Here is a 19423-nt window from a genome sequence, read left to right as displayed (position 1 = left end):
AGGTAACGACGAATGGGAATCCGAAAGTACAAGCCGACGACGCCGGGCCGACGCGGCTCCAGCGTCGCCGACTTCGTCGAGGTCACCCGGTCCACGCCCGAGAAGTCGCTGGTGCGGCCGCTGCCCAAGAAGGGCGGCCGTAACAACTCCGGCAAGATCACGACGCGCCACCAGGGCGGCGGCCACAAGCGCCAGTACCGGGTCGTCGACTTCCGGCGGGCCGACAAGGACGGCGTGCCGGCGAAGGTCGCGCACATCGAGTACGACCCGAACCGGACGTCGCGCATCGCGCTGCTGCACTACGCCGACGGCGAGAAGCGCTACATCCTGGCGCCGTACCGCCTGGCGCAGGGCGCCACGGTCGAGGCCGGCCCGGGTGCCGACATCAAGCCCGGCAACAACCTGCCGCTGCGCAACATCCCGGTCGGTACGGTCGTCCACGCCATCGAGCTGCGGCCCGGTGGCGGCGCGAAGATCGCCCGCTCCGCCGGCGCCAGCGTCCAGCTGGTCGCCAAGGAGGGCACCTGGGCGCAGCTGCGCATGCCGTCCGGCGAGATCCGCAACGTCGACGTGCGCTGCCGCGCCACCGTCGGCGAGGTCGGCAACGCCGAGCAGTCGAACATCAACTGGGGCAAGGCCGGCCGCATGCGCTGGAAGGGCAAGCGCCCGACCGTCCGTGGTGTCGCCATGAACCCGGTCGACCACCCGCACGGTGGTGGTGAGGGCAAGACCTCCGGTGGTCGTCACCCGGTCAACCCGAACGGTCGTCCCGAGGGGCGCACCCGCCGGAAGAACAAGCCCAGCGACCGTCAGATCGTCCGCCGTCGCAAGACCGGCAAGAAGCGCTGAGTCGGGAGTAGGAACAGATGCCGCGCAGCCTGAAGAAGGGCCCCTTCGTCGACGAGCACTTGGCCAAGAAGGTCGATGCTCAGAACGAGAAGGGCACGAAGAACGTCATCAAGACCTGGTCCCGTCGCTCGATGATCGTGCCGGACATGATCGGCCACACCATCGCGGTGCACGACGGCCGCAAGCACGTCCCGGTGTTCGTGACGGAGGCGATGGTCGGGCACAAGCTCGGCGAGTTCGCACCGACGCGGACGTTCAAGGGCCACGAGAAGGACGACCGCCGCGCCCGGCGCCGGTGACGTCCACCACGGAATGACTGAGGAGTAACGATGGAAGCCAGGGCTCAAGCGCGGTTCGTCCGCGTCACGCCCATGAAGGCGCGCCGTGTGGTGGACCTGATCCGTGGAATGGACGCGGACGAGGCCTCGGCACTGCTGCGGTTTGCACCGCAGGCGGCCGCCGAGCCGGTGCGCAAGGTGATCGAGAGCGCCATCGCGAACGCCGACGACCTCGCCGGCACAGCACGCGAGACGCTCGTCATCGCTCAGGCGTACGTGGACGACGGCCCGACCATGAAGCGGTTCCGCCCGCGCGCCCATGGCCGCGCGAGCCGCATCAACAAGCGGACGTGCCACATCACTGTGATCGTCGACGACAAGGCGTCGATCGCTGCATCGAAGGGAGGGGCCCGCTAGTGGGTCAGAAGATCAACCCGCACGGGTTCCGGCTGGGTATCTCCACCGACCACAAGAGCCGGTGGTTCGCCGACAGCACGACCCAGGGTCAGCGCTATCGCGACTACATCGCCGAGGACGTCGCCATCCGCAAGCTGATGACCGACGGCATGGAGCGCGCCGGCATCTCGCACGTCGACATCGAGCGCACTCGTGACCGCGTGCGCGTCGACATCCACACCGCCCGGCCGGGCATCGTCATCGGCCGCCGCGGCGTGGGCGCGGACCGCCTGCGCTCCGAGCTCGAGAAGCTCACCGGCAAGCAGGTCCAGATGAACGTCCTCGAGGTGAAGCAGCCCGAGATCGACGCTCAGCTGGTCGCGCAGGGCGTGGCCGAGCAGCTCTCCGCTCGGGTGGCGTTCCGCCGCGCGATGCGCAAGGCGCTGCAGACCACCATGCGCGCCGGCGCCAAGGGCGTGCGGATCCAGTGCTCGGGTCGTCTCGGCGGCGCCGAGATGAGCCGCTCGGAGTTCTACCGCGAGGGTCGCGTCCCGCTGCACACGCTGCGCGCCGACGTCGACTACGGCTTCTACGAGGCCCGCACCACCTTCGGCCGCATCGGCGTGAAGGTGTGGATCTACAAGGGTGACGTGAGCGGCTCCCGCGCCGAGCGCGCCGCTGAGCAGGCCGCGCAGGCTCGCGCTCAGCAGTCGCGCGGTGGCGGTGGCGGCGGTGACCGCCGCGGCGGCCGTCCCGAGCGCCGCCGGCCGGGTGGCCGCGGCGACCGCGACAACGCTCCCGCCACGCAGGCCGCTCCGGCCGAGGTGACCGCGCCCGAGGCGCCGGCCACCGACGCCGCCGCGACCACGACGGGCCAGGAGGGTTGAGACCATGCTGATCCCCCGCAAGGTCAAGCACCGCAAGCAGCACCACCCGAGGCGCCGCGGCATGGCCAAGGGCGGCACGACGCTGGCCTTCGGCGAGTACGGCATCCAGGCGATCGAGGGTCACTACGTGACCAACCGCCAGATCGAGGCGGCTCGTATCGCCATCACCCGGCACATCCGCCGTGGCGGCAAGGTGTGGATCAACATCTACCCCGACCGCCCGCTGACGAAGAAGCCGGCCGAGACCCGCATGGGTTCCGGCAAGGGTTCGCCGGAGTGGTGGATCGCGAACGTCAAGCCGGGTCGCGTCATGTTCGAGCTGTCGTTCCCGAACGAGACGGTGGCTCGCGAGGCGCTGACCCGCGCGATCCACAAGCTCCCGATGAAGGCGCGCATCGTCAAGCGCGAGGCAGGTGAGTTCTGATGGCGATCGGTACGAAGAACCTCGACGCCGTTTCGCTGCGTGACCGCTCCGACGACGACCTGGTCGAGGAGCTGAAGAAGGCCAAGGAGTCGCTGTTCAACCTGCGGTTCCAGGGCGCCACCGGTCAGCTCGAGAGCCACGGCCGGCTGAAGGCCGTCCGACGCGACATCGCGCGCATCTACACGATCATGCGCGAGCGCGAGCTCGGCATCGTCGCCGTCGTGGCGGCGCCGGTCGAGCCGAAGAAGACGGACGACGCCGAGGCGAAGGCCGACAAGGCCGAGGCCAAGGCCGAGCCGAAGAAGGCCGCGGCCAAGAAGACCCCGGCGAAGAAGGCCGCGACACAGGACACTGCGCCCTCGGCGGAAAAGCGTGCCTCGGGCGGCGCCGACGACGACGCGGAGGCGCCGAAGAAGGCCGCGCCGCGCAAGCGGACGGCCAAGAAGGCCGCCGCCGCGCAGGACATTGCGCCCTCGGCTGAGAAGCGTACCTCGGACGAGGAAGGTGCCGAGTGAGCCCCGCGAACAAGGAAGACAACGTGACCGAGAGCCCGAAGACCACCGGGAACGCCCCGGGCGGCCGTGGCTACCGCAAGACCCGCCAGGGCATTGTGGTCAGCGACAAGATGGAGAAGACCGTCGTCGTCACCGTCGAGGACCGCTTCAAGCACCCGCTCTACGGCAAGGTCGTGCGTCGGTCCAGCAAGCTGAAGGCCCACGACGAGCAGAACACCGCCGGCATCGGCGACCGCGTCCTGCTCATGGAGACCCGTCCGCTGTCGGCCACGAAGCGCTGGCGCGTCGTGGAGATCATCGAGAAGGCGAAGTAGGAGCGAGATGATTCAGCAGGAGTCGCGACTGCGGGTCGCCGACAACACCGGTGCCAAGGAGCTCTTGTGCATCCGTGTGCTCGGTGGCTCCGGTCGGCGATACGCCGGCATCGGTGATGTCATCGTGGCCACCGTCAAGGACGCCATCCCCGGCGGCGCGGTCAAGAAGGGCGACGTCGTCAAGGCCGTGGTCGTGCGGACCGTGAAGGAGCGACGCCGTCCGGACGGCTCCTACATCCGCTTCGACGAGAACGCGGCGGTCATCATCAGGGACGGCGGGGACCCGCGCGGTACGCGCATCTTCGGCCCTGTCGGTCGCGAGCTGCGGGACAAGCGCTTCATGCGCATCATCTCGCTCGCTCCGGAGGTGTTGTAGACATGAAGATCAAGAAGGGTGACAAGGTCGTCGTCATCGCCGGCAAGGACAAGGGTCTGGTGGGCAAGGTCATCGCGGCCTACCCGCGCCAGGAGCGTGTCCTCGTCGAGGGCGTCAACCGCATCACCAAGCACACGAAGCCGACGCAGACGGCTCGCGGCACGCAGCAGTCGGGCGGGATCGTGCACCAGGAGGCGCCGATCCACATCTCGAACGTGCAGCTGGCCGTCGAGGCCGACGTGGACGGCAAGAAGCAGACGGTGGGCACCCGGGTCGGGTACCGCATCGACGACAACGGCAACAAGGTCCGGTTCGCGAAGCGCACCGGTGAGGACATCTGATGACCACCACCACTGAGACCCGCGCGCTGCCGCGGCTCAAGCAGCGCTACCGCGAGGAGATCATCGCGGCGCTGCTCGAGCAGTTCCAGATCGCGAACGTCATGCAGGTGCCGACCGTCACCAAGGTCGTCGTCAACATGGGTGTCGGCGAGGCGGCCCGCGACGCGAAGCTGATCGAGGGCGCCATCGCCGACCTCGCGGCCATCACCGGCCAGCGGCCGTCGGTCACCAAGGCGCGCAAGTCGATCGCGCAGTTCAAGCTGCGCGAGGGCATGCCCATCGGTGCGCACGCCACGCTGCGTGGCGACCGCATGTGGGAGTTCCTGGACCGCCTGGTGACCATCGCGCTGCCGCGCATCCGGGACTTCCGCGGCCTGTCGGGCAAGCAGTTCGACGGCAACGGGAACTACACCTTCGGTCTCAACGAGCAGTCGATGTTCCACGAGATCGACCAGGACAGGATCGACCGGGTCCGCGGCATGGACATCACGGTCGTCACGACCGCGACCAACGACGACCAGGGTCGGGCGCTGCTCAAGCTGCTCGGTTTCCCGTTCAAGGAGAACTGACGTGGCGAAGAAGGCCCTTGTCATCAAGGCTGCGCGTAAGCCGAAGTTCGCCGTGCGCGCGTACACCCGGTGCCAGAAGTGCGGGCGACCGCACTCGGTGTACCGCAAGTTCGGGCTGTGCCGGGTGTGCCTGCGCGAGATGGCGCACCGCGGCGAGCTGCCGGGCATCACCAAATCCAGCTGGTAAATCGGCCAAGCTGGTAACGACCCCCAGCAGCCAGACCTTCATATCGTCGTAGGTCCGCGAAGCGGAAACCACGACGGGAAAGCGGCAACCAGACATGACCATGACCGACCCGATCGCAGACATGCTGACCCGTCTGCGTAACGCCAACACGGCGCACCACGACACCGTGGCGATGCCGCACAGCAAGATCAAGGTGCACATCGCCGAGATCCTCAAGCAGCAGGGCTACATCGGTGGGTTCTCCGTGCGTGAGCCGGCCGAGGACCAGGTGGGCAAGACGCTCGAGCTCGACCTCAAGTACGGCCCGTCCCGCGAGCGCTCGATCGCCGGCATCCGCCGCGTCAGCAAGCCGGGTCTGCGGGTCTACGCGAAGGCCACCAACATGCCGCGCGTGCTCGGCGGGCTGGGCATCGCCATCATCTCCACGTCGCAGGGACTCCTCACGGGCCAGGCGGCAGCCAAGCAGGGCGTGGGCGGGGAAGTCCTCGCCTACGTCTGGTAACGGGAAAGGAGCAGAACACTCATGTCGCGCATCGGCAAGCTCCCGATCCCCGTTCCCACGGGTGTCAAGGTCGACATCGACGGCCGCGCGGTCACCGTCACGGGTCCCAAGGGCACGCTGAACCACACGCTGCCCGAGGCCATCGGCGTCGAGAAGGGCGACGACGGCAGTCTGCAGGTCGTCCGCCCCGACGACGAGCGTGAGAGCCGGGCGCTGCACGGTCTCACCCGGACGCTCGTGGCCAACATGGTCACCGGTGTCACCGAGGGCTACGTCAAGAAGCTCGAGATCGTCGGCGTCGGCTACCGCGTCACCGCGAAGGGCCAGAACCTCGAGTTCGCGCTCGGCTTCAGCCACCCGGTCGTCGTCGAGCCGCCCCAGGGCATCACGTTCGCCGTCGAGTCGGCCACCCGCTTCTCGGTGCAGGGCATCGACAAGCAGAAGGTCGGCGAGATCGCCGCGAACATCCGCAAGATCCGCAAGCCCGAGCCGTACAAGGGCAAGGGCGTGCGGTACGAAGGCGAGCACGTCCGGCGCAAGGTCGGAAAGGCTGGGAAGTAAGACATGGGCATCGCGATCAATCGCCACATCAAGAAGGGCGACAAGCGGGTTGCCCGCGACCGCCGGCACCTGCGGGTCCGGAAGAAGGTCACCGGCACGGCCAAGCGGCCGCGCCTGGTCGTCACCCGGTCGCTGCGGCACATGGTGGTCCAGGTCGTCGACGACGCCACCGGCCGCACCCTGGCCTCGGCCACCAGCATGGAGGCCGACCTGCGCTCGCTCGACGGCGACAAGACCGCCAAGGCGCGTCGCGTCGGCGAGCTCGTCGCGGACCGCGCCAAGGCGGCCGGCGTCGAGGCCGTGGTGTTCGACCGCGGCGGCAACCAGTACCACGGCCGCGTGGCCGCGGTGGCGGAGGGCGCCCGCGAGGGCGGCCTGAAGCTCTGACGGCGATACGAATTCTCGAGAGGATAGAGGGACATCATGGCTGAACCCCAGCGCCGCGGCGGCGGTGGCCCCGCCGGTGCCGGTGGCGAGCGCCGCGATCGTCGTGACCGTCGCGATCGCGACAATCGTCGCGGCGACGGCGGCGGCGACAAGACCAACTACATCGAGACCGTGGTCGCCATCAACCGCGTCGCCAAGGTCGTGCAGGGTGGCCGGCGCTTCAGCTTCACCGCCCTGGTCGTCGTCGGCGACGGCGACGGCACAGTAGGCGTCGGCTACGGCAAGGCCAAGGAGGTGCCCTCGGCCATCGCCAAGGGCGTCGAAGAGGCCAAGAAGCAGTTCTTCAAGGTGCCGCGCATCCAGGGCACCATCCCGCACCCCGTGCAGGGTGAGAAGGCTGCCGGCGTCGTGCTGCTCCGTCCGGCCTCGCCCGGTACCGGCGTCATCGCCGGCGGCCCGGTGCGCGCCGTCCTGGAGGCCGCGGGCGTCCACGACGTGCTGAGCAAGTCGCTCGGCTCGTCCAACGCCATCAACATCGTGCACGCCACGGTGGAGGCGCTGAAGTCGCTCGAGCGTCCGGAGCAGGTGGCGGCCCGTCGCGGCCTGCCGCTGGAGGACGTCGCGCCGGCCGCGCTGCTGCGCGCCCAGGCCGCGGGAGCGTCGGCATGAGCGGTCAGCTGAAGGTCCGTCAGGTCAAGAGCCCCATCGGGGGGACGTCGTCCCAGCGCAACACCCTGCGCTCGCTCGGCCTGAAGCGGATCGGACACGAGGTCGTCAAGGAGGACCGCCCTGAGATCCGGGGCATGGTCAAGACGGTGGCGCACCTGGTCGCGGTCGAGGTACTCCCCTCCGCCGAGGACGAAAATGTGCAGCCGAGGAGGTCTGAGGCATGAGCAATTCGCCGCTGAAGCCGCACCACCTGCGGCCGGCTCCCGGCGCCAAGACCGCGAAGACCCGTGTGGGTCGCGGTGAGGCGTCGAAGGGCAAGACCGCGGGTCGCGGCACCAAGGGTACGAAGGCCCGCTACCAGGTTCCGGCCCGGTTCGAGGGCGGCCAGATGCCGCTGCACATGCGGCTGCCGAAGCTGAAGGGGTTCAAGAACCCGTTCCGCGTCGAATTCCAGGTCGTGAACCTGGACAAGCTGTCGGCCCTCTTCCCGGAGGGTGGGGACGTCACCGTCGACGACCTCGTGGCCAAGGGCGCTGTGCGGGCCGGCAAGCCGGTCAAGGTTCTGGGCACCGGTGAGATCTCCGTTGCGCTGCGAGTGAACGTCAACGCGTTCTCCTCCAGCGCCAAGGAGAAGATCACCGCTGCTGGGGGCACCGCCACCGAGGTGTAGGTGTCCCGCACCGGTGCGTTCGAACGGTTCCGAGAGCGTCCTGCCGTCTTACCAGGCGGCAGGCGCTTTCGGTCGTTCGGACCCGGCGGTGTTAACGTCTGTTCCGTCCGTACCACCGCGCCGGCTTCGACCCCGTAGTCGTCTCCGCCGTCGGCCACGCAGGAGGCCTTGAAGTGCTCAGAGTGTTCGCGCAGGCGTTCCGTACGCCTGACCTGCGCCAGAAGTTGCTGTTCACGCTGGGCATCATCGCGATCTTCCGGGTCGGTTCGGTCCTGCCCACGCCTGGCGTCGACGTCCCGGCGGTCCGGACCTGTGTGGACCTCGCCGGCAACGAGGGCATCTACGGGATGCTCAACCTGTTCTCCGGCGGCGCGATGCTGCAGCTCGCGGTGTTCGCGCTCGGCATCATCCCGTACATCACCGCCAGCATCATCCTGCAGCTGCTGACGGTCGTCATCCCGCGCATCGAGGCGTTGCGCAAGGAAGGCGCGTCGGGCCAGGCGCAGATCACGCAGTACACCCGTTACCTCACCATCGGCCTCGCGCTGCTGCAGGCGACCACCATCGTCACGCTGGCCCGTCGCGGGCAGTTCTTCCCGAACTGCCCCGAAGAGGTGCTACAGGACGACTCGCTGACCACCGCCGCCATCATGATCATGGTGATGACGGCCGGCACCGGCCTGGTCATGTGGCTGGGCGAGCTGATCACCGACCGCGGCGTCGGCAACGGCATGTCGCTGCTGATCTTCACCCAGATCGTCGCCAGCGTGCCGAGCATGTTCTGGAGCATCCAGACCAGCCGCGGCTGGGGCGTCTTCGGCCTGGTCGTCGTGGTCGCGCTGGTGGTCGTCGCGCTCATCGTCTTCGTCGAGCAGGCACAGCGGCGCATCCCGGTCCAGTACGCCAAACGCATGGTCGGACGGCGCATGTACGGCGGCTCCGCCACGTACATCCCGTTGAAGATCAACCAGGCCGGCGTCATCCCGGTCATCTTCGCCTCGTCGCTGCTCTACATCCCGCTGCTGGCCGCACAGTTCAACCAGACCTCCGGCTGGGCGCTGTGGATCCAGGACAACTTCACCCGCGGCACCCACCCCGTCTACATCGCGGCGTACTTCCTGCTGATCGTCGGGTTCGCGTTCTTCTACGTGTCCATCACGTTCAACCCGAAGGACATCTCCGACAACATGAAGCGCTACGGCGGCTTCGTGCCGGGCATCCGTGCCGGCCGCGCCACCGAGGAGTACCTGGCCTACGTGCTCAACCGCATCACGTCGGCCGGCGCCATCTACCTGGCGCTCGTGGCCCTGTTGCCACTGCTGGCCTTCAACGTGCTGAACCCCAGCGATGGCGGCCAGTCGTTCAACAACATGTTCGGCGGCACCTCCATCCTGATCATGGTCGGTGTGGGCCTGCAGACCGTGCAGCAGATCGAGAGCCAGCTGCAGCAGCGCAACTACGAGGGGTTCCTGCGGTGACGCGACTGTTGATCATGGGCCCGCCGGGCGCGGGCAAGGGCACCCAGGCCGAACTCGTCGCCAAGCGGTTCGCCGTACCGTCCATCTCGACCGGCGACATCTTCCGGTCGAACATCGCCGCCGAGACCGACCTCGGCCTGCGGGTCAAGCCCTACCTCGGACCCGGCCTCTATGTGCCGGACGAGCTGACCAACGAGGTGGTGCGCGACCGGCTCACGCAGGCCGACGTCGCCGAGGGCTTCCTGCTCGACGGCTACCCGCGCACACTCTCGCAGGTCGACTTCCTCGACAAGGTGCTGGCCGAGCAGGGCCACGAGCTCGACCACGTCATCGTGCTGAACGTCGACGTCGACGAGGTGGTCAAGCGGCTGCACGAGCGGGCGCTCAAGGAGGGTCGCGAGGACGACACCCCTGAGACCATCCGCAGCCGCCAGGAGCTCTACCTCGAGCAGACCGCGCCGCTCATCGCCGTCTACCGCGACCGCGGCCTGGTCTTCGAGGTCGAGGGCCTGGGCACCGTCGACGAGGTGCAGCAGCGGGTGGCCGACGCGATCGAGCAGCCGCCGCAGCCACGCTGAACCGACCCGGCACATGACCGAGATCAAGTCGCCGGAGCAGCTGGCCGGCATGCGCGCGGCCGGACTGGTCGTGGCCGAGATCCACGAGGTGATGCGCGCGGCCATCGTGCCGGGCGCCACGCCGCGCGACCTCGACGCGATCGCCCGGCGTGAGCTGGCCGCCCGCGGCGCCACGTCGAACTTCCTCGGCTACGGCGGCTTCCCCGCCACCGTCTGCGTCTCCGTCAACGACGTCGTCGTCCACGGCATCCCCGACGCCACCCCGTTCGCCGACGGCGACATCGTCTCCCTCGACTTCGGCGCCGTCCTGGACGGCTGGCACGGCGACGCCGCGGTGACGGTGCCGGTCGGCGCCGGCGAGCCGCCCGACGAGGTCGCCCGGCTGCTGGTCGACTGCGAGGACGCGCTGTGGTCGGGCATCGCCGCCATGAGGGCCGGCCGCCGGGTGCGCGACATCGGCACCGCCATCGAGCGGACCATCGAGGCCCGCGGCGACTACGGCATCGTCGAGGAGTACGGCGGGCACGGCATCGGCACCGCGATGCACATGGACCCGCACGTGATGAACTACCGCACCCGCCAGCGCGGCCCCAAGCTGGTGCCGGGCCTCTGCCTCGCCGTCGAGCCGATGATCACACTGGGCGGCCCCGAGACCCACGTCCTCGACGACGAGTGGACCGTCAAGACCGACGACGGCTCCTGGGCGGCGCACTTCGAGCACAGCATCGCCGTCACGCCCGACGGCCCGTGGGTCCTCACGGCGCTCGACGGCGGCGCCGCGCGGCTCGAGGCGCTCGGCGTGCCGGCCGCCGCCGCACAGCGCGGCTGACCGCGGCCGACCGCCCGGGGGTGTCCCGGGGTTGGAACTGGGGGGATACCCCGATAGGCGGACTCCGGTCAGCGGCGGATACTGGAACGCATGGGAGCCGAGCGGTTCGAGATGCGTGCCAGCGACGCCGATCGCGATCGCGTGGCCGAGATCCTGCGCGACGCGCACGGAGAGGGCCGGTTGAGCCAGGACGAGCTGCTCATCCGGGTCGACGGGACCTACACCGCGAAGACCTACCAGGACCTCGACCGGCTCATCGCCGACCTGCCGGTGCGCCGCCAGCCGGCCGGCCTGATCCCGCGGCCGTTGTCGGCGCCGCGCCCGGTGCCCAAGCGGACCGGGCGCCGCGTCGCGCGCCGTCTGCTCAACGGTGCGTGGTGGTTCTACGGCATCTGCGTGGCCATCAACCTCCTGGTCTGGCTGCTCGTCCTCATCGGCAGCGGCGACGCGCAGTACTTCTGGCCCATCTGGGTGGCCGGGCCCTGGGGCGTGCTGCTCGGCGGCCTGGAGATGGCCTACCGCGCCGGGGACGCCCCAGCGCAACGCTGACCGCGAGTCGGCTGGTGCGTACGATTGGCCTCTGGTAGGCCCTGTGCCGTACAATTCTTCGTCGGCCCCCTGTGGTCTGTTTCGTTGTGCCCTGCGGCTGGTCCGAGATCCTCTCGATCAAGGACAAGGGCGCACGTGACGGCTCGTCACCCGTCCCTTTCCGGACTCCGGTGGCGTGGTGTGGCCAGGCGGAAGACGACGACCGAAGAAGTGCGGAGGATATGCCGAAGAAGGACGGGGTCATCGAGATCGAGGGCACCGTGACCGAGGCTCTCCCGAACGCCATGTTCAGGGTTGAGCTCTCGAACGGTCACAAGGTGCTCGCACACATTTCCGGCAAGATGCGCCAGCACTACATCCGGATCCTCCCCGAGGACCGCGTGGTGGTGGAGCTGAGCCCGTACGACTTGACCCGCGGACGCATCGTCTACCGCTACAAGTAAACGACCACTGCCGCCGGCTTCGGCTCACTCGCCCGAGCTCTCGGTACACGTCAAGAAAGAGTCCCCGATGAAGGTCAAGCCGAGCGTCAAGCCGATCTGCGACAAGTGCAAGGTGATCCGCCGTCACGGCCGGGTCATGGTGATCTGCGAGAACCTGCGCCACAAGCAGCGCCAGGGCTGATCACCGGGCACCGCTCGCCCGGACACAACTGAATACTCCAGAACGCACCTGCACCCGGCGAAGAACTGCCGGGACACCCCCGGGCGGAGGCCGGGGCTCGGCGGCACAGGCCACCGAGACGCGGTGCGACAGACACCTCCGCGAACCAAGTGAGGACCACCGCATGGCACGCCTCGTCGGCGTCGACCTCCCGCGCGACAAGCGCCTGGAGGTAGCACTCACCTACATCTTCGGCATCGGGCGCACCCGATCGCTGGAGACTCTGAAGAACACGGGCGTCAGCCCCGACGTTCGCGTCAAGGACCTCGGTGACGAGGAGCTGGTCAAGCTCCGCGACTGGATCGAGGCCAACTACCAGATCGAGGGTGACCTGCGCCGCGAGGTGCAGAGCGACATCCGCCGTAAGATCGAGATCGGTAGCTATCAGGGCATCCGGCACCGCCGCGGGCTCCCCGTCCGTGGTCAGCGCACTCACACGAATGCCCGTACCCGCAAGGGTCGGAAGAAGACCGTCGCCGGCAAGAAGAAGGCCGGCAAGTGAGTGCCGCGACGGCGGCCACGTCGCCGTCGCGAGCAGCGAACCGCTGACCTCAGAAGCTTTCGGACAGGAGTACCGCACACATGCCACCCGCCAAGGGCCGCCAGACCAAGGTGCGCCGCAAGGAGAAGAAGAACGTCGCTCATGGTGTCGCGCACATCAAGAGCACGTTCAACAACACGATCGTGTCGATCACCGACCCTCAGGGCAACGTGATCGCGTGGGCCAGCGCCGGCCAGGTCGGCTTCAAGGGCTCGCGTAAGTCGACGCCGTTCGCCGCGCAGATGGCCGCCGAGGCGGCCGGCCGCCGTGCCCAGGAGCACGGCATGCGCAAGGTCGACGTGCTCGTCAAGGGCCCGGGCTCGGGCCGGGAGACCGCGATTCGCTCGCTGCAGGCCGTCGGCCTCGAGGTCGGTTCCATCTCGGACGTGACCCCGCAGGCGCACAACGGTTGCCGTCCGCCGAAGCGCCGCCGCGTCTGACCCGCCGAGACCCCGAGGAGAGCTGAACCACCATGGCCCGTTACACCGGTCCACTCACGAAGAAGTCGCGTCGTCTCGGCGTCGACCTGATCGGCGAGGACAAGGCGTACGAACGCCGTCCGTACCCGCCCGGCCAGCACGGCCGCGGCCGGCAGAAGGAGAGCGAGTACCGCCTCCAGCTGCACGAGAAGCAGAAGGCGCGCTACACCTACGGCGTCCTCGAGAAGCAGTTCCGCCGCTACTACGAAGAGGCCAACCGTCGCCAGGGTCGTACCGGTGACGTCCTCCTGCAGCTGCTGGAGTCGCGTCTCGACAACGTCGTGTACCGCTCCGGCCTGGCCCGCACCCGCCGGCACGCCCGCCAGCTGGTCGTCCACGGCCACTTCACGGTCAACGGCCGCAAGGTGAACGTGCCGTCGTACCAGGTGGCGCTGCACGACGTCATCGACGTGCGCGACAAGTCCAGGGAGACGACCCCGTTCATCATCGCCCGCGAGACCCAGGGCGACCGCCCGGTCCCCGCGTGGCTCGAAGTCATCCCCAACGCGATGCGCATCCTGGTCCACCAGCTCCCGAGCCGGCAGCAGATCGACACGCCGGTCCAGGAGCAGCTCATCGTCGAGTTCTACTCTAAGTAGCAGGCACCATCGCCGTGGCCGGCATCCGGCCGGCCACGGCGCCCTGATCGCGACCGTCATATAGCGGGCGTCGCGGAGAGGAAGTCACACGTGCTCATCACCCAGCGTCCCAGTCTCAGCGAAGAGTCGCTGAACGACTACCGGGCCAAGTTCACCATCGAACCGCTCGAGCCCGGCTTCGGCTACACGCTCGGCAACTCGCTGCGCCGGACCCTGCTCTCGTCCATCCCCGGCGCGGCCATCACGTCGATCCGCATCGACGGTGTGCTGCACGAGTTCACCACCATCCCGGGCGTGAAGGAGGACGTCACCGACGTCATCCTGAACCTCAAGGGCCTCGTCGTCTCGTCCGAGCACGACGAGCCGGTCGTGATGTACCTGCGCAAGCAGGGCCCCGGCGCCGTCACCGCCGCCGACATCGCGCCGCCCGCCGGGGTCGAGGTGCACAATCCCGACCTGCACATCGCCACGCTGAACGGCAAGGGCAAGCTGGAGATGGAGCTGACGGTCGAGCGCGGCCGCGGCTACGTGTCGGCCGTGCAGAACAAGCGCGCCGACGCCGAGATCGGCCGTATCCCGGTCGACTCCATCTACTCCCCGGTGCTGAAGGTCACGTACAAGGTCGAGGCGACCCGCGTCGAGGGCCGCACCGACTTCGACCGGCTCATCGTCGACGTCGAGACCAAGCAGTCGATCCGTCCGCGCGATGCGCTCGCGTCGGCCGGCAGCACGCTGGTCGAGCTGTTCGGTCTCGCCCGCGAGCTGAACATCGAGGCCGAGGGCATCGAGATCGGCCCGTCGCCGGTCGACGCCCAGCTGGCCGCGGACCTCGCGCTGCCGATCGAGGACCTGCAGCTCACCGTCCGTTCGTACAACTGCCTCAAGCGTGAGGGCATCCACTCCGTGGGTGAGCTCGTCTCCCGCAGCGAGGCCGACCTCCTCGACATCCGCAACTTCGGCCAGAAGTCGATCGACGAGGTCAAGGCGAAGCTGGCCACCATGGGCCTCGGCCTGAAGGACAGCGCGCCCGGGTTCGACCCGGCCGCGGCCGTCGACAGCTACGGCGACGACGACCAGTCCTACGCCGAAGACGAGCAGTACTGACCGAGCGCGGCCGGTAGCGGTCGCCACCACACAGGAGAACGATCACCATGCCCACCCCAACCAAGGGTGCTCGCCTGGGAGGCTCGCCGGCTCACCAGCGCGCGATCCTCGCCAACCTGGCGACCGCGCTGTTCGAGCACGGCCGCATCACCACTACCGAGGCCAAGGCCCGCCGGCTCCGTCCGGTCGCCGAGCGGCTGATCAGCAAGGCCAAGCGCGGTGACCTCCACGCGCGGCGCCAGGTGCTCAGCACGATCCGCGACAAGGACATCGTGCACGTGCTGTTCGCCGAGATCGGCCCGCGCTACGAGAACCGCAACGGCGGCTACACCCGGATCGTGAAGATCGGTCCGCGGAAGGGTGACAACGCTCCGATGGCGGTCATCGAGCTGGTCGAGCCGCTGGCCGAGCAGGTCGTGACCGAGGCGACCAGCGCCACCCGGCGCGCCGCTGCCGACGCTCCGGCCGCTGCCGCTCCGGCGGCGACGGAGGCTCCGGCCGACGAGACCGAGGCCGCTGCCGACGAGGCCGTCGCCGACGAGGCGAAGGCCGACGACGCCGAGGGCCCGGCCGAGAAGGCCTGACCCGCACGCAGCGCACTTCAGCAGCACCATGCAGCCCGCCGATCCCGAGTCCGGGGTCGGCGGGCTGCTGCGTGTCCGGCTCGACCTCGCCTACGACGGGACCGAGTTCTCCGGCTGGGCCGTGCAGCCCGGCCGGCGCACCGTCCAGGGCGTCCTCGAGGAGGCGCTGGGCCGGGTGCTGCGCATCGACCCGCCCCGGGTCACCGTCGCCGGGCGGACCGACGCCGGGGTGCACGCCCGCGGCCAGGTCTGCCACGTCGACGTCCCGGCGACGGCGTGGACGGCGGCGCCCGGCCGTTCGGACCGCACTCCGGCGGTCGCGCTGCTGCGGCGGCTGGCCGGCGTGCTGCCGGCCGACGTCCGGGTGCACGGCGCGGCCGAGGCGCCGGCCGGCTTCGACGCCCGCTTCTCTGCCGTCTGGCGCCGCTACCGCTACCGCGTCGCCGACGCACCGTACGGCGCCGACCCGTTGCTGCGCTCGTTCGTGCTGTGGCACGACCGCCCGCTCGACGTCGACGCGATGAACGCCGCGGCCGCCGGCCTGCTGGGCGAGCACGACTTCGCCGCGTACTGCCGGCCGCGCGAGGGCGCCACGACGATCCGTGCGCTGCGGGTGCTGACGTGGGAGCGGACGGCCGACGCCCTGGCCGTCGCGACCGTCGAGGCCGACGCGTTCTGCCACAACCAGGTCCGCGCGATGATCGGCGCCCTGCTGCTCGTCGGCGACGGCCGGCGCCCGGCCGACTGGCCGGCGACGGTGCTCGCGGCCGGCCAGCGCGACCCCGCCGTCGTCGTGATCCCGCCGCACGGCCTCACCCTGGAGGCCGTCGGCTATCCGCCCGACGCCGAGCTGGCCGCCCGCGCCCGCGCCGCCCGCAACGTCCGCACCCTGGGTTGAGGTCCCTCGCGAGGAGGGTGGGAAAGCTCGGGGAGATCCCTGAGGGAAAACGCGGCTCGAACGCGTAGCCTGGAGGGGTGTTGACCGATGCGATCGAGTTTGCCGTAGCCATCCTCGGACTGGGGCTGGTCGTACTGTCCGTGCGCCAGGCACGGGCGAAGGGCTGGGCGGCCTCGCTACAGATGGCGGCGGGCGGGTTCCTGCTCATGGGTGCCTCCGCCATCGGCATCGTCGGCTTCATCGCCGGCCTGGTGCTCTCGCCGGTCGCCTGGGTCGGTGTCGGCCTGCTGGCCGTGGCCGGCCTGCTGTTCGCGGCGGGCCAGAAGCTCGAGGTCCCGAAGGGCTCGGCCAAGTCCAGCGCCCTCGGCGAGTCCGGTCCCGCCCCCAAGGGCGCCGTCGACCCGGCCCCGAAGCGCGGCAAGAAGCAGCAGGCACCCGCCGACGACCCCGAGACCGACGACATCGAGGCCATCCTCCGCCGCCACGGCATCCAGTAACTCGCCGGCCGGCGGGCGCCGGTCCAGCTGACCCTGTCACCGCAGGTCAGTGTGAGTGCGCGGCTCCCTTTGCAATGAGCACCTATACGCACCAGCCGACGCCGATCCGCCGGTGGTGCGTATAGGTGCTCATTGCAAAGCGCGGGGCACATCGTCCCTGAGCTGCGGCGACTCGCAGCTCACGGCTCCAGGACGTCGCCCTCGCGGCCGACGGCGACGGGGAGTGGGGCGGCGGCGGCGTGCTTCGCGGCCAGCTCGTCCACGTCGTCGTCCGGGCGGGCGGGGGCGTGGTGGATCAGCACCAGGCGGCCGACCCGGGCACGGGCGGCCAGCGCGACCGCGTCGCCGACGGTCGAGTGGCCGTAGGCCTCGGCCCAGTACCGCTCGGCGTCGGAGAACTGGGCGTCGTGCAGGAGCAGATCGACGCCGCGGACGAGGTCGGCGGCGGGTCCGTCGCCGGCGCCGGCGGCGTGGTCGGGCAGGTAGGCGAACGAGGCGCCGTCGGCCTCGACCCTGATACCGAACGTGCGCCCGCCCTTGTGCGGCAGGTCGGCCAGCCGGATCCGCGCCCCGCCCGCCTCAAACCAGCCGGCGTCGCACGCGTCGAACCGCCACCGCCCGGCCAGCCCGTCCGGCCCGATCGGGAAGTGCGGCGGCGACATCGCCCGGCGCAGCAGCGCGGCCGCCGACCCGGCGACGCCCGGCTCGGCGCCGCTCTGGGCGGGCAGCCACAGCCGCACGTCGGCGCCGTCGACGTCGCCGGAGCGGAAGAACGGCAGCCCCTGCACGTGGTCCCAGTGCAGGTGGCTCAGCACCAGGTCACCGCGGTACGGCGCGCCCCCCAGCAGCGTCGTCAGGTTGGTGAGCCCGGTGCCCGCGTCCAGCACCAGCCGCGGGGCCGCCTCGCCCCGCACGGTGACCGAGACGCACGACGTGTGCCCGCCGGTCCGCACGAACGCGGCACCGGGTGCGGGCGTCGAGCCCCGGACGCCGTGCAGGACGACCTTCACGCCGGCACGTCCTCCCGGCGGTGCGACGCCGCGAGCTCGGCCAGCCGCTCGCGGTCGATGGCCGAGGCCTGCGCGACGGCGACCCGCACCGGCGTGACGGCGGTCAGCGTCGACGTCCGGCGCCCGCCCTCGAGGAGGGCCCGTTCGCCCAGCACCGCGCCGGGCCCGACGTCGGCCAGCCGCTGCCCGTCGACCTGGACCCGCAGGACGCCGTCGAGCAGCAGGTAGAGCTCGTCGCCGGGCTCGCCCTGCAGCGTGAGCAGCTCGCTCTCGGCCAGGGTGCGGATGCGCGGCTTCTGCGCGCCGGTCATCAGCAGTCGCGACAGCACCCGCTCGGCGGCGCTCTCGACCTCGACGGTCAGGGCGGGCGAGTCCTCCTCGCCCCACGGCGTCCGGGTGCCGAACGAGTGCGCCGACCACGCCGAGTAGTCCGTCAGCCCGGACTTCAGCGCCAGCGCACCGGCGGCGTCGTAGACCCAGTGCCGCGGGAACGGGCTGGCGCCGGCCAGGCCCGGCTCGGCGCGGCCGTCCGGGTGGATGGTCAGCGTCAGCGTCGTCCACACCAGCGGCGCCTGCAGCTTGACGAACGGCGGGTGCGGGACGGCGCGCGGCGCCGGCAGCGCGGTGCGGCCGCCGCAGGTCTGCGTGAGCACGACACTGCCGTCGGCCCGGAACTCCGGGTCGCGGCGCAGCACCGGCAGCGCGATCGCGGCGAACGTGGCGCCCAGCCGGCCGATGCGCACCGTCGTCGACCCCATCAGCACGCCCTCGGCGTCGCCGTAGCCGGCCCGGACGATCCGCCCGTCCTCGACGTCGGCCCAGCCGGTCAGCACGTTCGCGTACCGGAACCGGTCGTCGGCGCGCAGGCCCTCCAGGTCGTCGACGACATCGGGCGGCGGCGGGTCGTAGTGGGTGAAGCCGGTCTCGAAGGCGGCCTTGGTGAGGCCCGTGACGGCCTCGGACGGGATCCACGAGAGTGTCGTGGCGGTGGACTCGATGCGGGTGGTCATGTCTCCCCCCAGGTCAGCAGGTGGTATGCCTCAACGCTAGGGAGCGACGGCCCGGGCCGGCAGGGTGCAGCCTGGCCGGTCCGGAGGGGTGCTGGCACGCCCCCGTGTGACCTTGATCGCTTCGGGGTATTCCTTACGGTATGGGAGTCTTGACGCGGTATCGGACGACGACCGCCGCCGGCGTGATCGCGGTGTTCGTACTGGTCCTCGTGTTCGGCAGCCCGCCGTATGGCGACTGGGCCCGCGACAATGCGAACGGCACCGGCGCCCTTGACCTGTTCCTCTCCGTCCTCACCTGGCCGTCGTGGGACTTCTCGGCCGACCTACCGGTCCGCGACGTCGTCGCGGTGATGCTGCGGGCGATCCTCGTGGTCGCCTTCACCGCACTGTTCCTGGCCGCACTCACCGCGGCGCGCAGCGGCAGCGCGTTGGCGCAACTGTTCATCGGCTGGGCGGCCGTCGTCTTCGCAGGCGCCGCCGCCGGCCTCGTCACCGGCATCATCCAGAGCGACACCTCCGCGCTCGCGGTGTTCCAGCTGATCTCCTCCGGCGCCACGTACGGGATCTTCGCCGGTTGGATCGTCGGCCTCGCGACCCTGCGGGCACCAGCAAGGAGGTAGCCCGCACGCCCGCGGCGGGGATGCTGGCACCCCGCCGCATTCGGGTGGCTGCCGCACTG

At 70.0% G+C, this 19423-nt stretch carries 31 protein-coding genes and 2 pseudogenes; 31 read left to right on the top strand and 2 right to left on the bottom strand.

The genetic code is table 11. From position 1 onward, the window contains the following. The first annotated feature begins 12 nt into the window (after positions 1-12). The 30 genes and pseudogenes from rplB to BLV05_RS35130 all read left to right on the top strand — a co-directional run bounded on the left by rplB (position 13) and on the right by BLV05_RS35130 (position 16724). Positions 13-849, top strand: a complete 837-nt coding sequence (rplB, locus tag BLV05_RS35275) for a 50S ribosomal protein L2 (protein ID WP_046772619.1) — start codon at positions 13-15, stop codon at positions 847-849. A gap of 17 nt (positions 850-866) precedes the next feature. Further along, complete coding sequence (rpsS, locus tag BLV05_RS35270; protein WP_046772620.1) at positions 867-1148, top strand: 30S ribosomal protein S19; 282 nt, start codon at positions 867-869, stop codon at positions 1146-1148. Positions 1149-1178: 30 nt separating this feature from the next. Then, positions 1179-1544, top strand: coding sequence for a 50S ribosomal protein L22 (rplV, locus tag BLV05_RS35265; RefSeq protein ID WP_046772621.1), 366 nt, complete (start codon positions 1179-1181; stop codon positions 1542-1544). Further along, entirely contained in the window at positions 1544-2410 is an 867-nt protein-coding gene (gene rpsC, locus BLV05_RS35260; protein WP_046772622.1) for a 30S ribosomal protein S3, read from the top strand. The genes rplV and rpsC overlap by 1 nt, the downstream gene beginning before the upstream one ends. Positions 2411-2414: 4 nt before the next feature. Then, on the top strand, positions 2415-2834 hold the full coding sequence (rplP, locus tag BLV05_RS35255) for a 50S ribosomal protein L16 (protein WP_046772623.1): 420 nt from the start codon (positions 2415-2417) through the stop codon (positions 2832-2834). After that, positions 2834-3202, top strand: a pseudogene (gene rpmC / locus BLV05_RS38960) (50S ribosomal protein L29); the annotation flags it as partial. The gene rplP and the pseudogene rpmC, both read left to right, overlap by 1 nt. Positions 3203-3372: 170 nt before the next feature. Next, complete coding sequence (gene rpsQ / locus BLV05_RS38040; RefSeq protein ID WP_046772654.1) at positions 3373-3663, top strand: 30S ribosomal protein S17; 291 nt, start codon at positions 3373-3375, stop codon at positions 3661-3663. 7 nt (positions 3664-3670) lie between these two features. Continuing rightward, entirely contained in the window at positions 3671-4039 is a 369-nt protein-coding gene (rplN, locus tag BLV05_RS35240; protein WP_046772624.1) for a 50S ribosomal protein L14, read from the top strand. Positions 4040-4041: 2 nt separating this feature from the next. Next, positions 4042-4380 (top strand): 50S ribosomal protein L24, encoded by a 339-nt coding sequence (gene rplX, locus BLV05_RS35235; RefSeq protein WP_046772625.1) that lies wholly within the window; start codon positions 4042-4044, stop codon positions 4378-4380. Next, positions 4380-4949, top strand: a complete 570-nt coding sequence (rplE, locus tag BLV05_RS35230; protein WP_046772626.1) for a 50S ribosomal protein L5 — start codon at positions 4380-4382, stop codon at positions 4947-4949. Before rplX ends, rplE begins: the two co-directional genes overlap by 1 nt. Before the next feature lies 1 nt (position 4950). Further along, on the top strand, positions 4951-5136 hold the full coding sequence (locus tag BLV05_RS35225; protein ID WP_046772627.1) for a type Z 30S ribosomal protein S14: 186 nt from the start codon (positions 4951-4953) through the stop codon (positions 5134-5136). A gap of 94 nt (positions 5137-5230) precedes the next feature. Beyond that, on the top strand, positions 5231-5638 hold the full coding sequence (rpsH, locus tag BLV05_RS35220; protein ID WP_046772628.1) for a 30S ribosomal protein S8: 408 nt from the start codon (positions 5231-5233) through the stop codon (positions 5636-5638). A gap of 21 nt (positions 5639-5659) precedes the next feature. Beyond that, complete coding sequence (gene rplF, locus BLV05_RS35215) at positions 5660-6199, top strand: 50S ribosomal protein L6 (RefSeq protein WP_046772629.1); 540 nt, start codon at positions 5660-5662, stop codon at positions 6197-6199. Between the two features lie 3 nt (positions 6200-6202). Continuing rightward, positions 6203-6586, top strand: a complete 384-nt coding sequence (gene rplR / locus BLV05_RS35210) for a 50S ribosomal protein L18 (protein WP_046772630.1) — start codon at positions 6203-6205, stop codon at positions 6584-6586. Positions 6587-6622: 36 nt separating this feature from the next. Next, positions 6623-7255, top strand: a complete 633-nt coding sequence (rpsE, locus tag BLV05_RS35205) for a 30S ribosomal protein S5 (RefSeq protein WP_046772631.1) — start codon at positions 6623-6625, stop codon at positions 7253-7255. Beyond that, positions 7252-7425: pseudogene (gene rpmD / locus BLV05_RS35200) on the top strand (50S ribosomal protein L30); the annotation flags it as partial. The gene rpsE and the pseudogene rpmD, both read left to right, overlap by 4 nt. Before the next feature lie 50 nt (positions 7426-7475). Further along, entirely contained in the window at positions 7476-7925 is a 450-nt protein-coding gene (gene rplO, locus BLV05_RS35195; protein WP_046772633.1) for a 50S ribosomal protein L15, read from the top strand. A gap of 173 nt (positions 7926-8098) precedes the next feature. After that, entirely contained in the window at positions 8099-9403 is a 1305-nt protein-coding gene (gene secY / locus BLV05_RS35190) for a preprotein translocase subunit SecY (RefSeq protein ID WP_046772634.1), read from the top strand. Next, positions 9400-9981: an adenylate kinase gene (locus BLV05_RS35185; RefSeq protein ID WP_231948667.1), complete on the top strand. Its 582-nt coding sequence runs from the start codon at positions 9400-9402 to the stop codon at positions 9979-9981. Before secY ends, BLV05_RS35185 begins: the two co-directional genes overlap by 4 nt. Before the next feature lie 13 nt (positions 9982-9994). Then, positions 9995-10810 carry a type I methionyl aminopeptidase gene (map, locus tag BLV05_RS35180; RefSeq protein WP_046772636.1) on the top strand — a complete coding sequence of 272 codons (816 nt, stop codon included), beginning with the start codon at positions 9995-9997 and terminating at the stop codon, positions 10808-10810. Positions 10811-10900: 90 nt separating this feature from the next. Beyond that, positions 10901-11359 (top strand): DUF1707 SHOCT-like domain-containing protein, encoded by a 459-nt coding sequence (locus tag BLV05_RS35175; RefSeq protein WP_052763143.1) that lies wholly within the window; start codon positions 10901-10903, stop codon positions 11357-11359. A gap of 221 nt (positions 11360-11580) precedes the next feature. Next, on the top strand, positions 11581-11802 hold the full coding sequence (gene infA, locus BLV05_RS35170) for a translation initiation factor IF-1 (RefSeq protein ID WP_026877474.1): 222 nt from the start codon (positions 11581-11583) through the stop codon (positions 11800-11802). Positions 11803-11869: 67 nt separating this feature from the next. Further along, positions 11870-11983, top strand: a complete 114-nt coding sequence (gene rpmJ / locus BLV05_RS35165) for a 50S ribosomal protein L36 (RefSeq protein WP_015883600.1) — start codon at positions 11870-11872, stop codon at positions 11981-11983. Positions 11984-12146: 163 nt separating this feature from the next. Continuing rightward, the gene (rpsM, locus tag BLV05_RS35160) at positions 12147-12524 is read left to right on the top strand and encodes a 30S ribosomal protein S13 (RefSeq protein ID WP_046772637.1); all 378 of its coding nucleotides are present in this window, start codon (positions 12147-12149) and stop codon (positions 12522-12524) included. Positions 12525-12604: 80 nt separating this feature from the next. Beyond that, complete coding sequence (gene rpsK / locus BLV05_RS35155) at positions 12605-13003, top strand: 30S ribosomal protein S11 (RefSeq protein ID WP_046772638.1); 399 nt, start codon at positions 12605-12607, stop codon at positions 13001-13003. Between the two features lie 32 nt (positions 13004-13035). Continuing rightward, positions 13036-13641, top strand: coding sequence for a 30S ribosomal protein S4 (rpsD, locus tag BLV05_RS35150; protein WP_046772639.1), 606 nt, complete (start codon positions 13036-13038; stop codon positions 13639-13641). 90 nt (positions 13642-13731) lie between these two features. Beyond that, positions 13732-14745, top strand: a complete 1014-nt coding sequence (locus tag BLV05_RS35145; RefSeq protein ID WP_046772640.1) for a DNA-directed RNA polymerase subunit alpha — start codon at positions 13732-13734, stop codon at positions 14743-14745. A gap of 47 nt (positions 14746-14792) precedes the next feature. After that, on the top strand, positions 14793-15329 hold the full coding sequence (rplQ, locus tag BLV05_RS38440) for a 50S ribosomal protein L17 (protein ID WP_046772641.1): 537 nt from the start codon (positions 14793-14795) through the stop codon (positions 15327-15329). Between the two features lie 28 nt (positions 15330-15357). Next, entirely contained in the window at positions 15358-16227 is an 870-nt protein-coding gene (gene truA / locus BLV05_RS35135) for a tRNA pseudouridine(38-40) synthase TruA (RefSeq protein ID WP_172860759.1), read from the top strand. 77 nt (positions 16228-16304) lie between these two features. Beyond that, the gene (locus tag BLV05_RS35130) at positions 16305-16724 is read left to right on the top strand and encodes a hypothetical protein (protein WP_046772642.1); all 420 of its coding nucleotides are present in this window, start codon (positions 16305-16307) and stop codon (positions 16722-16724) included. 179 nt (positions 16725-16903) lie between these two features. On the opposite strand, the gene BLV05_RS35125 is transcribed toward BLV05_RS35130, so the two are convergent. Together BLV05_RS35125 and BLV05_RS35120 are read right to left on the bottom strand one after the other, a co-directional pair. Beyond that, complete coding sequence (locus tag BLV05_RS35125; protein ID WP_046772643.1) at positions 16904-17734, bottom strand: MBL fold metallo-hydrolase; 831 nt, start codon at positions 17732-17734, stop codon at positions 16904-16906. After that, positions 17731-18744 carry a cyclic nucleotide-binding domain-containing protein gene (locus BLV05_RS35120; RefSeq protein WP_052763144.1) on the bottom strand — a complete coding sequence of 338 codons (1014 nt, stop codon included), beginning with the start codon at positions 18742-18744 and terminating at the stop codon, positions 17731-17733. The genes BLV05_RS35125 and BLV05_RS35120 overlap by 4 nt, the downstream gene beginning before the upstream one ends. 149 nt (positions 18745-18893) lie before the next feature. Here BLV05_RS35120 and BLV05_RS35115 point away from each other — a divergent pair, with 149 nt between their 5' ends. Continuing rightward, positions 18894-19364: a hypothetical protein gene (locus BLV05_RS35115; protein ID WP_052763145.1), complete on the top strand. Its 471-nt coding sequence runs from the start codon at positions 18894-18896 to the stop codon at positions 19362-19364. The last annotated feature ends 59 nt before the right edge of the window (positions 19365-19423 follow it).

It is taken from the genome of Jiangella alkaliphila (assembly GCF_900105925.1).
In the GTDB taxonomy this organism is placed as follows: domain Bacteria; phylum Actinomycetota; class Actinomycetes; order Jiangellales; family Jiangellaceae; genus Jiangella; species Jiangella alkaliphila.
This window is presented reverse-complemented; position numbering and strand designations above follow the sequence as displayed.